Below are 15,643 nucleotides of genomic sequence, written 5' to 3' on the forward strand. Positions count from 1 at the left end.
CGGCCAGCTCATCATACGAAGGACGGACACCTTCTCCCACAACAAGATCATCCCACAGTCACGCTCAAGTCCCGGAAATGGCCTGAACAGTTACCCTGATTGAGTGATGAACATGCGTTCGTCTGCCGGTAATCTTGGTGTGTGGACAGCGAAGCGGTGATGCGAGCGGATGCGGTGGCCCTGGCCGACCGCATCTCCGCGCTGCTCACTGTTGTGCGGTCTGCCGAGGCCGAGATCGGTTCTCTGCTCATGGAAATCGAGTCGCGCGGTGTCATGGAACTCTTCGGATACCGCTCTGCCGCGCGGCTTTTCGAGCATCTGGCCGATGTCCCCAAGGCTGCCGCTGAGTCTGTAGTCAAGCGAGCCCGCGCCCTTGCGCCCGGCCACAACCTCGACGGCACACCTGTTTCCGCTGTTGCTCCCGCCACCGGCGCTGCCGCGTCGGAGGGCCGGTTGAGCACCCCGATGATCGACACCATCGTCGACGCCCTGACCCAGATCCCGCCCGAACACCGCGACGAGGCCGAACAGCACCTGCTGGCCTTCGCCGACGACGCCGGGCACAAGCAGGTCGCCGCTCTGGGTGCGCGGATCCTGGCCCACCTGGACCCGGACGGCCAGGAACCCGACACCGCCGAACCGGCCACCCCCGGCCGCGAGCTTTCCTTGCGTCGCAAAAGAACCGGGGTCTGGGAGTTGAACGGCCGCTTCGACGACGAGACCGGCTCCCGCGCCAGCGCTCTGCTCGACGCGCTGGCCGAACGCCGCACCAGCGACGAGGGCCCCGACTTGCGCTCCCCGCAGGAACGCTACGGCGACGCCTTCTCCGACGCCATCGACCTCGCGTTGAACTCCCCGGACCTGCCGATGCAGGCCGGCGAACGAGCCCACGTGATGGTGGCGGTCTCGCTGGAGGACTTGAGGTCCGGTGTCGGCCGGGCCATCCTCGGTGACCTGGGCACGATGTCCGCGGCCGAAGCTCGGATCCACGCCTGCGACTGCATGCTCATCCCCGCAGTCCTCGGTGGCAAGAGCGAACCCCTCGACCTCGGACGGCAACGCCGCCTGGTCCCGCCCGGACTCCGCCGCGCGTTGTACCTGCGCGACCGCGGCTGCGTCTTCCCGGGCTGTCATCGTCCACCCCGGCACTGTCAAGGTCACCACGTCCGGCATTGGGCTGACGGCGGCCCTACCGAGCTGGGCAACATGGTGCTGATGTGCGCCCACCACCACCGCCTGTTGCACCGCTCGGGCTGGCAAGTCCGCATCGCCGCCGACGGCCTCCCGGAGTTCTTGCCGCCGGTGTTCCTGGACAAACGCCGAAAACCCAGGCGCAACAACCTCCATCAACCACTCCCCTTCGCAGCCTGACGCAAGGAGAACACGGGAAAGGCCCGCAGCCACCGGCTACGGGCCTGCACCCACGCGCTGGTGTCGCGCGTCCAAAGTTCGTCGACAGCGCCGCGGCAAGTCCTTTGGCTCCGGCGGCTCCAACGAACTCGGTCGCCGCCCCCGCCTGCCGCAACCCAGCCCGACAGACCACTAACCCAAGTCCGCCTCCGGACGAACCTCGATCGCCGCCCCAGGCCGATGCAGCTCCAAGACCACGATCTCGTTCACTCCCCGGCGCCACAACGGCTTCGGCGCATACAACGTCCGCTGCGGCCCGACCTTCCAATACCGTCCCAGATTGAAGCCGTTCAACCAGACGACCCCCTTCTCCCACCCAGGCAAAGCGACGAAACCGTCCTCGGGACTCGCCACCTCGACCGTCGCCCGGTGGAAGGCCGGACCGGACACCGGCGCGGACGAGAAGCGCAACCGCGAAAGGTCGTCCAGCGGCAACGGGCGGATCTCCCAGCCGAACAGCTTCTGCTGGGTGCTCATCGCCACCCAGCCGTCGATGCCCTTGCGGTCGGCCAGGTACGGGCCGTAGTTCACCCGGCCCATCGCGTCCACCAGGATGTCCAGCTGCGTAGCCGGCTTCACCAACGACAAATCCAGTGTTCCCGACGGCTGGTTGCGGTCCAGCACCCCCAGGAACGCTCCGTCGACGAACACCAGCGCACGGTCCGCCAAGCCGTGGATGCTCAGCGGTCCCGAATGCGGCCCCTGCACCGTCGTGCGGTAGTGGATCAGGCCCGTCGCCTGGCCGACGCGCTCCATCGGTACCGGGTGGGCCGATCGGACCGGCGCGGACAGCACCGAAAGTGAGTCCAGCAGGGAAACAGCACCCGACGGTGTGACCGTCTGCGCCGGCAGCCTCACAGAGCGCCCGGGGATCGGACCCGGAGGCACGCCTGTGTACTTCGTCAGCACCGCCCGCAGCGCCGTGAACTTCGCGCCCAGGTCGCCGGCCTCGCCGACCGGGGAGTCGTAGTCGTAGCTGGTCACCGTCGGCTGGTACGTCGTTCCCGACGTGTTCGCGCCGCTCGTGAAGCCGAAGTTCGTTCCGCCGCATGCCATGTAGAGGTTGACCGACGCGCCCGTGGCGAGCAGCTTGTCCACATAGGACGCAATCTGCCGCGGATCCCGCGTGCCGTGCTCCTCGCCCCAGTGGTCGAACCAGCCGTCCCAGTACTCCGCCATCATGACCGGCGCACCAGGTTGGAACTTCCGAAGCGCCGCCACGCTCGGCGCCGGGTCGCCGTCGCCCGTGCCGACCTCCAGCGTGCCCGGCAACGAGCCGAAACGCATGAAGAACTCGGACGCGCCGTCGGCCGCGAACAGCAGGCTCGTCATGCCCCGGCCGCGCAGGCCGTCGCGCAGGTGGGCGAGGTAGCTCGTGTCGTTGCCGTAGCTGCCGTACTCGTTCTCGATCTGCACCGCCACGATCGGTCCGCCGTGCTGGGCCTCCAGCGGCACCAGACGCGGGATCAGCTGGTCGTACCACGCGTCCACGGCCTTCAGGTACGCGGGATCGGCGCAGCGCAGCTCCAGGTTCCGGTCGGCCAGCAGCCACGCCGGGAGGCCGCCGAACTCCCACTCCGCGCAGATGTACGGACTCGGCCGGACGATCACCTGGAACCCGAGATCGCCCGCGATCCGCACGAACGCCGGCAGATCGCGCCACCCGCTGAAGTCGGCGCGGCCCGGCACAGGCTGGTGGAAGTTCCACGGCACGTACGTCTCGATCGTGTTCAGCCCCAGCGCCTTCAACCGCGAAAGGCGGTCGCGCCACTGGTCCGGGTGGATGCGGAAGTAGTGAATCGCACCCGAGACGATCCGGAACGGCTTGCCGTCCAGCAGGAACCGTTCACCGGACACGCTGAGACCCCTGCGGCCTGCCGCTCCCGCCGGGCCGGCCAGGACCGCGCCCGCTGTGATCGCCGCCGCTCCGCCGAGGAAACTCCGCCTGCTCACCGAGTTCATGACTGCTCCCGAAGCCGGCCGAGGAACGTGTCGAGGACGCCGTCGCCGACGAGCGCCTGCCGGACGCCCCACCGGTTGGTGTTGCCCGTCTTCACCGCCTGCGCCCGCGTGACCAGGTCATCCGCACGAGCGGTGAGCCGTGAAGCGCGAGCGTGGTCGCCCCGGGAAGACGCGGAAAGGGCGTCGAGCCGGGTGACCATCGCGTCGCCCCACAACGTCGTCGCGTCCAGCCACGGCCCGGCCTCGGCCACGAACGCGTCCTGGACCCGTCCGGCACGAACCAGAGAAGCCGCGTCGCGAATCCGGACGGCGTACGCGCGCAGGTCGGCCAACGCACGGTGGTCCCCCGCGTTCCAACGTTGCCAGAACCCGGAAATCCGCGCGGCCAGCACCGGTGCCTGCGGCTGCCACGGCGTCGGGCCGAACGTCGGTGCGAGGTGTTCGAGGTCGGCGAACACCGTCAGCGCCACCGACGCCCGCGGGTCTCCGCCCGCCAACCGCGCCAGCGCCTGCGGCCACGACCGCGAAGGCGCGTAGCCCGCGTCGTTCCACGCGAAGTCCGCGGCACCGAACTCGGCGACCTCGCTGGCCGCCTCCTGGTTCATCGGGTTGGCGACGATCCCGTTGAGGTACCGCGAAAGCCCGGCCTCCCGCTGCGCGTAGGGCGCGAGCAGCAGCCGCCCGGCCGACTGCTCGTAGTCGTTCACCGGGTAGTTGTCCCAGAGGAACACCTTGCGCCCGTACACCGCGGAGACCTGCGCGGCTTCGTCCGTGGTCACGCTCGGCGGGACGACGTCGGTCCCGGTCCACTGCACCACCACCGACGGGTCGAGGTGCTCGCGCAGCTCCGTCTTGTACGGCGAGTCCTTCAGGTCGCTGTACTCGGTCGGCACCGTCTGCAGGGGACGGACACCGTCGTGGGTCTGCACGAACTGCTCGGTGATCGTGTTGAGCAGCGAGACCTGCGCCGTGCCGGCCGCCGCCTGGCCGGGCGCCCCGAAGGCCGCCTGGTCGGCGTCACAGTTCCACTTCGTGTACGAGATGTCGTCGAACGGCATCGAGAACGACCGGGCGCCGAGGTCGTAGACGGACTGGAACTTCGCCTCGACGGCCGCGATGTCGGCCGGTGAGGAGAAGCAGACCGAGACGCCGGGCGAGAGCGCGTACGTGAACTCGACGTGGTGGGCCGTGGCCGACCGCACGAGCTGCCCGAGCGTGGCCAGCTCGTCGGCCGGGTACGGATCACGCCACTTCGCGCGCAGGTAGGTGTCGTCCTTCGCGCTGTAGATGTACGTGTTGGCCTTGACCTCGCCGAGGAACGCGAGCTGCCGCAGCCGGTCCGCGGTCGTCCACGGCGGACCGTAGAAGCCCTCGATCGACCCGCGCAGGGCCATGTTCGGCCAGTCGCGCACGGCCGCGCCGCTCACCGCCCAGCCGTGTCCCGCGCGGACGAACAGCTGCCGCAGCGTCTGCACGCCGTAGTACTGCCCGGCGCCGTCGCGACCGGCGATCGTGATCCCGGCCCGGGACACGTTCAGCGCGTACCCCTCGGCCTGCTCCGGAACGTCGCGACCGGTGCTGCCGAGCCGGATGGCCAGGCCGTGGCCGCCGGCGGTGACGCCGTGGTCGCGCAACAACGACGTCAGCAGGTCCTTGGCCGCCGGGTCGGTGCCGGGGTCGGTGACGAGCGCTACCGACGACGGCAGCGGCACGTCCGCGGACGTCCGGCCGATCTGCTGCGGGGCCGGGGAAACCACCGGAAGCGCGCCACCGGCGGCAGCGGGTCCGGCAGCGGTGAGGGTGGCGGCCACCGTAACGACGGCGGCGAACAGGGCTCGGTGGCGGGTCATGGCTCCCTTTCAGGCGGCGGTGCGGTACAACGCGAAGGTGGCCAAGTACGGCGTGGCGCGGGACTGCGTGACGACGACGCGAAGCCGGCCGGCGGTCACCGGCGCGGGCAACGTGACCAGGCGGGTGTAGCCGATCGTCGTCACCGTGGCGAGGGTCTGCCAGGTGCCGCCGATCTCGGCCTGCACGAGCGCGCCTTCCACGTGCTGGCCGCGCGTGATGTCCTCGCCGAGCCGGATCTGGTCGAACGTGACCGGCCGGGGCAGCCGGATGTCGAGCGGGCGATCCAGCGGTTTCGCCGTGGTGAGCGAGGAATCCGTGACGGCCGCGGGACCGCCCTCGGCGAGGTTGCGACCTTCCGTCCGGGCGATCGACTGCCCGAAGCCGGCCAGCGCGGCGGTGTCGGCGGGCGCGATCCGGCCGTCCGGGCCGGGTGGGACGTTCAGCAGCAGCGACGAGTTCCGCCCGACCGTCCGGCGGTAGGTCTCGACCAGCTGGGCGGCGGACTTCGGCTGTTCGGAAGGGTGGAAGAACCAGCCCGGCCGGATCGAGACGTCGGATTCCGCGGGCGCCCACTGCAGGTACCGCACCGACGGATCGGCCAGCTTTTGGCGCGACCCGAGGTCGGCGGCGGTCGCGCCGCCGAGGAACAGCTCTTCGTTGTGTGCGGTCCGGGGGTCGCCGGTCGTCGGGAGCGCACTCCACTCGGTCTCGCGCGCCTGCCCGGCCTCGTTGCCGACCCAGCGCACCCCGGCGGGCCCGGCGAAGGTGACGGTGTCCGGGGACAGCGCGTGGATCAGCTCGAACCACGTCGTGAAGTCGTAGGTTTCGCTGATCCCGTGGTCGCGCCAGGGGTTCGCGCCGTCCAGCCACAGCTCGTCGATCGGGCCGTACTGGGTGAACAGCTCGTAGATCTGGTTGAGGTAGTAGGCGTTGTAGTCGTCCTCGTCGACGGTGAACTTCGGCAGCTGGCCACGAGCGAGCGCGGCCGTGCGGTCGTCGTGCGGCACGAGCGTCGGGATGGTCCGGCGGGTGACCGGGCTGTTCGTCCCGTAGCGGCCCTGCCCCTGCGGGGCGCTCGCGCGGTCTTCGTAGGTGGCTTGTTCTTCGATGCTCAACGGCTGCCCGGCCGCGACCTTCGCTTCGATGCGCCGCACCTCGTCGGCGAAGAACGTCTTGGGCAGTTCGGCGCCGTCGGCGGGCGACAGGTAGACGCCGACCTTGAGACCGGCGGCGCGCGCGGAGTCGACGTAGTCGCGCAGGATGTCGCCGCGCGGGTTGACGCAGCTGGTGTTCCGCGTCTGCCAGTAGGCGGACGGGTCCTGACCCCGCGCGGCCTCCGCCGCCTCGCGGGCCGGGTCGGCGCAACCGGGAGTCACCCACCACCGGCTCGCGACCACCGAGTGGTTGGTGTAGCGCGTCGGGTAGAGGACGAAGCCGTCGTGGTGCTTGGCGGTGAGCATCACCTGCGTGACGCCGGCGGCCTTGAGGGACCGCATCCACTGCGCGGTGTCGACGGACGGCGGCGTGAAGGTGGCTTCACGCTCGGCGCCGGAGCCCCATTCGCGGTCGGTGAACGTGTTCATCCCGAAGTGCGTGAACGCCGTGACCGGCCGTTGCTGCCAGGCCAGCTGTCCCTTCCGCGGGATGACGGCCGCGGCCTTCGCGACGACGCGGTCCGGGCTGTCGCAAGCGTTGACTGCCATGATGCTGGCGGGCTTGATCGGCCCGCCGCAGCTCTCGGCCGCGACGGCCGGGAGCGCCACCAGCGTGCCGGAAACGACGGCGACCGCGAGGACCAAACCGCGAAACGTCATGACTCTCCTCGTGACGGACCGCGGCCACGAGCCCGGCGGCGGCGAGACGGGGTGGACGATCGTCAGACTAGGTCGGCCATCCATCGGATGTCTATACCTGACCAGATGACAACGAATGTCGTGGACAAGCCACCGGACCGACTTTCGAAGGAGATTGATCCGATGGGTCAAGCGGCAGCGTCCGGTCCGGTAGCCTGATGTCCGTGTTCACGAAGTGAACAGCGATTCCAGACTTCGGCGGAGGCTTTCCGTGACCAAACCGACTCGGTCCCCGGACGCCCGCGCCGACCAGGCGGACATCCAGGCGGTGAGCCGGGTCAGCCAGATCCTCTCGCTGTTCGACCCGGCGACCCCGGAGCTGACCGCCGGCGAAGTGGCCGAACGGCTCGGTCTCAACCGCACGACGGCGTACCGGTACTGCACGTCGCTCGTCGCGGCCGGCCTCCTGGAACGCAGTGCCGAGGGCAGCTACGTGCCCGGCGGCCTGCTGCTGCAGCTCGGCGCGTTCGCCATCGGCCACCGCCGCGTCGTCAACCTGGCGCCGCGGCACATGCAGGCGCTCTCGCGCGCCACGCAGACCAGCGTCGTGCTCAGCCTCTGGGGCCTCACCGGCCCGGTGGTCTCGCGGGTCGAGGAGAACCCCTCGACCATCGTCATCGTCTCCGTGCGGGTCGGCAGCCACCTGCCGCTGGACACCGCGCAGAGCAAGGTTTTCCTCGCCTACCACGCCGACCAGCTGTCGATGGAACGCCTGATCGGCAACCTGTCCGGCACCGCGCGCGACGAGCTGCGCGCCGACGTCGACCGGGTGCGCGCGGCCGGCCACTGCTCGGCCATGAGCACGCCCGGCATCGTCGCGGTGGCCGCGCCGGTCTTCGACGAGTACGGCATCTGCGCCACGATCGCGATCGTGGGCCCGGACAACACGCTGTCGATGGGCGACGACACACCCGAGCTGCGGGTCGTGGTCGACACCGCGCGCGAGCTCACCCACGAGCTGGGCGGACACTACCGGCCCGACGACATCCAGCGCGCGGTGTAGGGCAGCCACGCCGGCGCGGGCAGCGGTGCGATGTCCGCGTACTCGCGTGCTCCGGCCAGCGCGCTGCCGATGAAGTCGTCCTGGACCCCGGCAACCCCGTCGACCAGCTCTCGGAGCACCGGTGGGCCGCCGACCCACAACGCCGTGACGACTTCGACGGCCCGCGCGCCCGAAGCCAGGAACCGCAGCACATCGTCCACCGTCCGGGCGCCGTTCGTGCCGATCAGCGGTGCGTCGAGGGCCGCGAAAGCCTTGCTCACCCAGTAAAGGCTCATCGGAAGACAACCCGGTGAGCTCCACGCGCCCCAGGAGCCGAGCACCGCGCCGCCGTCGAGGTCGGGCAGGAAGCCAGGGTACCGGCCGACCAGCCCGACCGCGTCCGCGCCCGCCGACCGGGCGGCCCGGGCGAGCGCGACGACGTCGGACGCCTGCCCGGGCAGCTTGACGAACAGCGGAACGCCGACCGCCGCTCGGACGACTCGCACCGCGGCGGCCACACCGTCCACTTCGGTCAGCTGACGCACCGCGCGAGCTTCACGCCCGTGCGGTGCGCCGATGTTGAGTTCCACGGCCGGGACGACGGTGGCCATCGAGCGGCCGATCCGCGCGGCGGCAGCCGGGTCGCCGAGGGTGATGCTGCCGACCACCGGGCACCCCCGCGGGCGGCCGTACGACACGGCATCCGCGAGCACCGACAGCCAATGGTCCAGCTCCACCCGGGCGAGGCCGGACCGGTTGAGCAGGCCGTCACCGAGTGCGGCCGAGCCCGGGGACCGCACCCGCAGATCGCCTGAAACGAAGGCGTAGTCCGAGATGTCCAGCTGACGCCGGGCGGCGGCGCTTTCGTTCACCGACTTGGCCACCACCGCCCCGGCGCCCGCGTCGACGCACGCGGTGATCCCCTCCAGGGTCATGGTCAGCTCGGACGAGCCGACCCACACCGGATTGGCGGCAGCCAGGCCTCCGACGTCCATTCAGGACAGTGCCGGAATCGTGCTGTCGTCGGCCATGTCGACGTCCTTGGTCTCCGGCCCCAGGAAGCCGCCGAGGCTGATCAGCAGGCCGGCGAGGACGATCAGGACACCCGGGGCGAGGTGCGCGGGCATGAAGCCGTCGAAGCGCTGCAGGTAGAACTGGTAGAACGCCGGGGCGATGAGCGCGAGGCTGTAGCCGACGCCGTAGCCGGTCGAGCGGATGCTCGCCGGGAACCGCTCGGTCAGGTACGCCGCGATCGGGCCGAACGTGCCGACGGTGAACACCCCGATGAGCACGCCGAAGCCGAGCGCCGCGCCGAAGCCGCCGTTCGAGGCCATCAGCAGCGTGTAGGAACCCGCGCCGATCACGACCATCGACAAGCCGTAGCCGATGTAGAACCGCCGCCGCCCGATGCGCTGGGACAGCACCCCGAACACCGGGTAGGACAGCGCGGCGGCCGCGTTGATGACGAGCATGGTCAGGGTGACCTCTTTGCTCGACAGGTCCAGGTGCGCCTTCAGCTGCGCCGGCGTCACGGCGGCTTCCATGTTGGTCGCGAGCCACGTGCCGGTCATCAGGATGAACACCTGGCCCAGCGCCCGCGGGTACTTCTTCACCAGCCGGACGAACGGCAGCTTGTGCTTCTCGCCGGTCAGCTCGGTCGGCGGCTCGTGCACCTGCTTCTGGTAGTAGCGGAACAGCACGGCCGCCAGCAGCGCGCCGACGAAGAACGGGATCCGCCAGCCCCACTGGACGTACGCGCTGTGCAGGCCGGCGGCCGGCAGCAGCTGCAGCATCAGCAGCGTGATCGCGGCGATCACGGCGTAGGCGAGGGGCGAGGTCGACGTGATGATCGAGGCGTAGAGGCCGCGCTTGTGCTTCGGGCTCCACTCCATCGCCAGCGGCACCGCCGTCGTGTATTCGCCGCCGAGGAAGATCCCGTCGACGAACCTCAGCGCGATGAGGATGCCGACCGACCACATCCCGATCGTCTCGTGCCCGGGCAGGCACGCGGTCAGCAGCGTGATGATCCCGAAGCCGCCGACCGCGACCAGCGTCGTGCGCTTGCGCCCGACCGTGTCGGCGAAGTGGCCGAAGATGATCGCGCCGAGCGGGCGGCCGATCAGCGTCGAGGCGAACACCAGGGACGCCAGCAGCGCCGTCGTGCTCGCGCTGAGGTTGGCCGCCTGGAAGTACGCCGTCGCCGGGGCCAGCACGACGATCGGCAGGTAGATGTCGAACTGGTCGACGAAGTAGGCGAGCGTCCCGCCGCGGACCGCGGCGCGCACCTTGGCCGCGTCCGGGCCGTGCGGGGTACCGGGTCGGGCGGCCGCCTCTGCGGCGCTGGGCGGTGTGGACATCAGCGTCCTCCGTTACTCCGAACTGAATGTTCACCAAGTGAACGTCAGACACTCTAAATACGGGTCCGCCGATGCACAAGAGCGGTCACAGGGTTGACAGCCGGTCTTATAGTGAACTTTGACTTCATAATGTGAACCGAAAGGCCGCTCATGAGCCCGCGTCCCGCGATCGCCTCCGTCCTGGACGGCTTGGTCGACATGCACGTCCACTCCGGCCCCAGCCCGTTCCCCCGCCGCTTCGACCACGTCGAGGCCGCGCAGGACGGCGCGCGCATCGGGATGCGCGCCATGGTCGCGAAGTCCCACCACCACAACACCCAGATGGACGTCCTCGCGATGAAGGGCCGGCTCGAGGGCGTCAAGGCGCAAGCCTTCGGCGGTATCGCGCTGAACAGCACGGTCGGCGGGCTCAACGTCCACGCCGTGCGGATGACCCTGCGCATGGGCGGCAAGGTCGTCTGGTTCCCGACGATCTCCTCCGGCCGGCACATCGACTGCCACCCCGAGGACGGCGCCTTCCCGACGACCACCGTCCCGCTCACGCTCGAGCGCATCGACATCGTCGACGGCGAAGGCGCCCTCAAGCCCGAGGCGATCGAGATCCTCGACGAGATCAAAGAGCAGCAGGCCGTCCTCAACGGCGGGCACATGTACCCCGAGTACATCAAGACGCTGTTCCAGGCGGCCAACGAACGCGGCATGACCCGGATGGTCGTCAGCCACCCGGACTTCGTCATCGGCGCCGACCCGGCCCTCTGCCGCGAGCTGATCGAGCTCGGCGCGTTCATCGAGCACGAGGTCGGCATGTACGACCCCGAGGGCACCCAGAAGTGGGACCCGAAGAACCTTCTGACCTGGATCGAGGCACTCGGCCCGGAGCACACCGTGCTGGCGTCGGACTTCGGGCAGAAGGCCAACCCGAAGCCGGTCGACGCGTGGCTGCGCGTCGGCGAGGCACTGCTCGACCTCGGCCTGCCGGAGAAGGACCTGCGGCGGATGGTCCGCGACAACCCGACGTACCTGCTGAACCTCGACGCCTGAAAGGACCTCTCGTGTACGAAAACGACGATCCCCGGTCGGCGCTGGCCACCGCGGCCCGGCCCGACAGCGGCGCCGCGATCACCGCCGCGCAGTACCTCGACCTGCGCGCGACCCCGGTGGTGCGCGCGCAGAACGTCATCCTCATCCACACCGACGCCCACGACGGCGACGACTTGGACAACGGCACCCTGGACGGCGAGCTGGCGATCGTCGTCACCGACGCCTCCCCCGCGTTCACCGTGCTGACCGGCGACGGCGCCACGAAGGTCGACTCCCCCGGGCTCGTCGTCGTCCCGCCCGGTGCGTCGCGGATCGGCGTTCACGGCGACGGCCCGCTCGTCCGGCTGGTCGAAGCCACCGAACCGGCGTGGCTGGATCGCGTCGCCAACGCGGCCGCGTACGCCGAGGACCACCCGCGGGTCACGCTGCTGGAGCGCTGGCCGGAACCGGCCGAACCGCGCGTGCGCTTCTACCCGCTGTCCGACGTTCCGGACGACCCGAAGCGGTTCGGGCGGATCTTCCGCACCCGGTCGTTCATGGTGAACTTCCTGCCCCTGCAGAACGGGCCGCGTGACGCGCACAAGCTTTCGCCGCACCACCACGACGACTTCGAGCAGCTTTCGCTGGCCGTGCGGGGCGAGTACGTCCACCACATCCGCACGCCGTGGCTGCCCGACAGCACCACCTGGCGCGACGACGAGCACGTGCGGATCGGCAGCCCGTCGGTGACGGTCATCCCGCCGCCCACGGTGCACACGTCCGAGGCGAGCGATCCGGGCGTCAACCAGCTGATCGACATCTTCAGCCCGCCGCGGGTGGACTTCTCGGAGAAACCGGGCTGGGTCCTGAACGCCGACGACTACCCGATGCCCCGGATGTCACAGCCGTGAGCGCGCGCACCGGTGGCGGGCTGTTCGCCCGCGAGACCACTCCCGTCGGCACCTGGCTGAAGATCGCCTCGGGCGAGCCGGCCGAGATCATGGCGTTCGCCGGGTTCGACTTCGTGGTCGTCGACCTGGAGCACGCGCCGCTCGACCTGGTGACGGCATACCGGCTGATCAACACCGCCGCCGCGCTCGGCATGACGCCGATCGTGCGGGTGCCGGACAAGACGCCGTCGACGGTCCAGAAGATCCTCGACGCGGGCGCCATGGGCATCCTCGTGCCGCACGTCGACACGGTCGAAGAGGCGGCGGCCGTCGGCCGGGCGTGCCGGTTCCCGCCCCACGGCGTCCGCGGCGCCGGCGGCACCAGCCGGGCCGGGGCGTGGGGGCTCAAGCCGAACGCCGAATACCTGGCGACGGGCAACGACGACGTGCTGTGCATCCCGCAGCTGGAGAGCGTCGAAGCGATCAAGGCCGCGCCCGAAATGCTCGCCCTGGACACCGTGGACGCCGTGTTCGTCGGCGCGGCGGACCTGTCGATGTCGATGGGCTCGACGCCGGCGTCGCCCGACGTGCTCGACCTGATCGCCTCGGCGGTCGCGGCCGCGCACGACGCCGGGAAGCGCTGCGGGCTGGCGTTCGGCGGCGTCCCGGACAAGGCCGCGCAGGCGGTGCGCGACGGCTGCGACTTCGTCCTGCTCAGCAACGACACGACGATGCTGGCCGAGGCCGCACGCGAGCTGGTCCGAGCGTTCCGGGACGCGACCGCATGACGCTGTCCCTGCCGCGCACCGCGCTGTCGATCGCCGAGCTGGACGACCTGGACCACGACGGTGTCGTGCGGTTCGTGCGAGCGCTCGAGGAGTACGGCCACCGCATGGTCTGGATCCCCGAGGTCGCCGGGCGCGAGGCGTTCACGACCGCTTCCCTGGTCTTGGCATCGACGTCGGCCTTGATCGTCGGCAACGGCGTGGCGCGGGCCCTCGAACGGGTGCCGAAATCGGCGGGGTCGGCCGCACGGGATCTGGCGGCCGGCTACCCCGGGCGGTACGTGCTGGGGCTCGGGGTCAGCGGGGCGGTGCGCGAACGCGGGATCGGGCCGCTCCCGTTCCTGCGCGACTACCTCGACGGCGTCGACAAGGTGACTACCGGAGTGCCGCGGGTCCTCGGTGCGTATTCGGCGGGGATCACGCGGCTGGCCGCCGAGCGCGCCGACGGGCTGATCACGTTCCTCGTCACGCCCGAGCACACCCGCTGGGCGCGCGAAACGATCGGGGACCTCTTCCTGTCCGTCGTCCAGTGGGCGGTGGTCGGTCGTTCCCGGGCGGCGGCGCGCGAAGTGGCCCGGGACCGGCTCGCCTACTACCTGACCCTCCCCCACCAGCTCGCCAAGCTCACCCGGCTCGGCTTCACCGACGCCGACCTCGCGCCACCGGGGTCCGACCGGCTGCTCGACGCGCTCGTCGCCTACGGCACGCCCGACCAGGTGCGCGAGGCGGTGCGGGCGCAGTACGACGCGGGCGCCACGCAGGTGGCCTTGAGCCTGGTCGGCCCGCTCGACGACGCGAAACTCGACGCCTATCGCGCACTCGCCGAAGAGGAGAACTGATGCGCACGGCCGAAAAGGTCATCATCACCACCGCCATCACGGGATCGGTGAACATCCCGTCGCAGAGCCCGCACCTGCCGCTGTCCGCCGACGAAGTCGCCGACGCCGCCTTGGCCGCCATCGAAGCCGGGTCGGCCATCGTGCACCTGCACGCCCGCGAGCCGGACGGTCGTCCGACGCCCGATCCCGACGTGTTCGAGAAGATCGTCGGGCGGATCACCGCGGAGACCGACGCCGTCATCAACATCACCACCGGCGGCGCGTCCTCGATGACGATGGACGAACGGCTCGCGGCCGCCTACCGGCTGCGGCCGGAGCTCGCGTCGATGAACATGGGGTCGATGAACTTCGTCTACTCCGGCATCGCCGACAAGGTGACCGAGTGGAAGCACGACTGGGAAAAGCCGTACGTGCTCACCACGTACTCGAAGCCGTTCGTGAACACCTTCGACAAGATCGAGCACACGCTCCGGACGCTCGGCGAGTCCGGGACACGGTTCGAGTACGAGTGCTACGACATCGGGCACCTGTACTCGCTGGCGTATTTCGCCGAGCTCGGGCTGGCGAAACCGCCGCTGCTGATCCAGGGCGTGTTCGGCGTCCTGGGCGGGATCGGCGCCGACCACGCGAACCTGGAGCACATGGTCCGGATCGCGGACAAGCTCTTCGGCGACGACTACGCGTTTTCGGCGTTCGCCGCCGGCCGCGACCAGATGGGCTTCGGCACGCACAGCGCCTGGCTCGGCGGGCACGTGCGGGTCGGTCTGGAGGACAGCCTGTGGATCGGCAAGGGCAAGCTCGCGGAGAGCAACGCCCAGCAGGTCCGGAAGATCCGGGCGGTGGTGGAGGATCTCGGCAAGCCGATCGCCACGCCCGCCGACGCCCGCGCGATGCTGGCACTGCGAGGAGGACAGGGATGAGCCTGCTGACCGGAAAGGTGGTCCTGGTCGTCGGGGCCAGCTCGGGCATCGGCGCGGACGCGGCGCGGGTGTTCGCCGCCGACGGCGCTTCGGTGATGCTGGTGGCGCGGACGGAAGAACCCTTGGCGAAACTCGCCGCGGAGCTGTCCGACCACGACGTCGCCTACACGACGGGTGACATCACGTCCGCGTCCAGTGTGGACGCCTTCGTGGCGGCCACGGTCTCGCGCTTCGGCCGCCTCGACGGCGCGTTCAACAACGCGGCGATGGGTGGCAGCGGCCGTCTCGACGAAGTGTCCGAAGCGGACTTCGACCGGATCATGGCGGTGAACGTGAAAGGCACGTGGCTGTGCCTTCGTGCGGAGGTCCGCGCGATGGCGGGTGCCGGCTCGATCGTGAACGTGAGCAGCATCGGCGGCCTGCGCGGCAGTTCGGGCATGGGCGCGTACCAGGCGACGAAGCACGCGGTGATCGGCCTGACCCGCACCGCGGCCCACGACTTCGGGCCGCTGGGCATCCGCGTCAACGTGATCGCGCCCGGCCCGACGGAAACGCCGATGCTGGACGAGCTGCGCCGCACCATCCCGGGCGGCGTGGAGGCCCGGATCGCGGCGACGCCGTTGCGGAAAGCGGGCACGGGCGCGGAAGTCGGCTCGACGGCGGCGTTCCTGCTGAGCGACCGGGCCAGCCACCTGAGCGGAGTGGTCCTCCCGGTCGACGGCGGCTTCACGGCCTGACTTCGTGAAGGCCCCCTTGAGGAACTTGTGCTTCCTC

At 70.2% G+C, this 15,643-nt stretch carries 13 protein-coding genes; 8 read left to right on the forward strand and 5 right to left on the reverse strand.

Annotated elements, in window-relative coordinates:
* The first annotated feature begins 141 nt into the window (after positions 1 to 141).
* Positions 142 to 1,371, forward strand: a complete 1,230-nt coding sequence (locus AB0N03_RS47810; protein WP_364387385.1) for a DUF222 domain-containing protein — start codon at positions 142 to 144, stop codon at positions 1,369 to 1,371.
* 171 nt (positions 1,372 to 1,542) lie between these two features.
* Here AB0N03_RS47810 and AB0N03_RS47815 read toward each other — a convergent pair whose 3' ends face one another.
* Genes AB0N03_RS47815 through AB0N03_RS47825 form a run of 3 tightly spaced genes read right to left on the reverse strand, consistent with a single transcriptional unit; the run spans position 1,543 to position 7,037 of the window.
* Positions 1,543 to 3,372 carry a beta-galactosidase family protein gene (locus AB0N03_RS47815; RefSeq protein ID WP_364387387.1) on the reverse strand — a complete coding sequence of 610 codons (1,830 nt, stop codon included), beginning with the start codon at positions 3,370 to 3,372 and terminating at the stop codon, positions 1,543 to 1,545.
* Positions 3,369 to 5,222 carry a beta-N-acetylglucosaminidase domain-containing protein gene (locus tag AB0N03_RS47820; RefSeq protein ID WP_364387389.1) on the reverse strand — a complete coding sequence of 618 codons (1,854 nt, stop codon included), beginning with the start codon at positions 5,220 to 5,222 and terminating at the stop codon, positions 3,369 to 3,371. The genes AB0N03_RS47815 and AB0N03_RS47820 overlap by 4 nt, the downstream gene beginning before the upstream one ends.
* Positions 5,223 to 5,231: 9 nt before the next feature.
* Positions 5,232 to 7,037 (reverse strand): alpha-L-fucosidase, encoded by a 1,806-nt coding sequence (locus tag AB0N03_RS47825; protein WP_364387391.1) that lies wholly within the window; start codon positions 7,035 to 7,037, stop codon positions 5,232 to 5,234.
* Between the two features lie 250 nt (positions 7,038 to 7,287).
* On the opposite strand from AB0N03_RS47825, the gene AB0N03_RS47830 reads away from it, so the two are divergent.
* On the forward strand, positions 7,288 to 8,079 hold the full coding sequence (locus tag AB0N03_RS47830; RefSeq protein WP_364387393.1) for an IclR family transcriptional regulator: 792 nt from the start codon (positions 7,288 to 7,290) through the stop codon (positions 8,077 to 8,079).
* On the opposite strand, the gene AB0N03_RS47835 is transcribed toward AB0N03_RS47830, so the two are convergent.
* The gene (locus tag AB0N03_RS47835; RefSeq protein WP_364387395.1) at positions 8,046 to 9,053 is read right to left on the reverse strand and encodes a hypothetical protein; all 1,008 of its coding nucleotides are present in this window, start codon (positions 9,051 to 9,053) and stop codon (positions 8,046 to 8,048) included. The two genes, AB0N03_RS47830 and AB0N03_RS47835, sit on opposite strands and share 34 nt — an antisense overlap.
* A complete protein-coding gene (locus tag AB0N03_RS47840; RefSeq protein WP_364387397.1) occupies positions 9,054 to 10,415 on the reverse strand; it encodes an MFS transporter in 1,362 nt (453 codons plus the stop codon).
* A gap of 150 nt (positions 10,416 to 10,565) precedes the next feature.
* Here AB0N03_RS47840 and AB0N03_RS47845 point away from each other — a divergent pair, with 150 nt between their 5' ends.
* From AB0N03_RS47845 to AB0N03_RS47870, 6 genes are read left to right on the forward strand one after another with little or no spacing between them, the layout of a single operon-like run.
* On the forward strand, positions 10,566 to 11,456 hold the full coding sequence (locus AB0N03_RS47845; RefSeq protein WP_364387399.1) for a DUF6282 family protein: 891 nt from the start codon (positions 10,566 to 10,568) through the stop codon (positions 11,454 to 11,456).
* An 11-nt stretch (positions 11,457 to 11,467) separates the two neighbouring features.
* The gene (locus AB0N03_RS47850; protein WP_364387400.1) at positions 11,468 to 12,346 is read left to right on the forward strand and encodes a hypothetical protein; all 879 of its coding nucleotides are present in this window, start codon (positions 11,468 to 11,470) and stop codon (positions 12,344 to 12,346) included.
* The gene (locus AB0N03_RS47855; protein WP_364387402.1) at positions 12,343 to 13,113 is read left to right on the forward strand and encodes an aldolase/citrate lyase family protein; all 771 of its coding nucleotides are present in this window, start codon (positions 12,343 to 12,345) and stop codon (positions 13,111 to 13,113) included. The genes AB0N03_RS47850 and AB0N03_RS47855 overlap by 4 nt, the downstream gene beginning before the upstream one ends.
* Entirely contained in the window at positions 13,110 to 13,949 is an 840-nt protein-coding gene (locus AB0N03_RS47860) for an LLM class flavin-dependent oxidoreductase (protein ID WP_364387404.1), read from the forward strand. The genes AB0N03_RS47855 and AB0N03_RS47860 overlap by 4 nt, the downstream gene beginning before the upstream one ends.
* Entirely contained in the window at positions 13,949 to 14,869 is a 921-nt protein-coding gene (locus tag AB0N03_RS47865) for a 3-keto-5-aminohexanoate cleavage protein (RefSeq protein WP_364387406.1), read from the forward strand. The genes AB0N03_RS47860 and AB0N03_RS47865 overlap by 1 nt, the downstream gene beginning before the upstream one ends.
* Complete coding sequence (locus AB0N03_RS47870; RefSeq protein ID WP_364387408.1) at positions 14,866 to 15,606, forward strand: SDR family NAD(P)-dependent oxidoreductase; 741 nt, start codon at positions 14,866 to 14,868, stop codon at positions 15,604 to 15,606. The genes AB0N03_RS47865 and AB0N03_RS47870 overlap by 4 nt, the downstream gene beginning before the upstream one ends.
* Positions 15,607 to 15,643: the final 37 nt, after the last annotated feature.

Source organism: Amycolatopsis sp. NPDC051061, from assembly GCF_040682935.1.
Lineage (GTDB): Bacteria > Actinomycetota > Actinomycetes > Mycobacteriales > Pseudonocardiaceae > Amycolatopsis.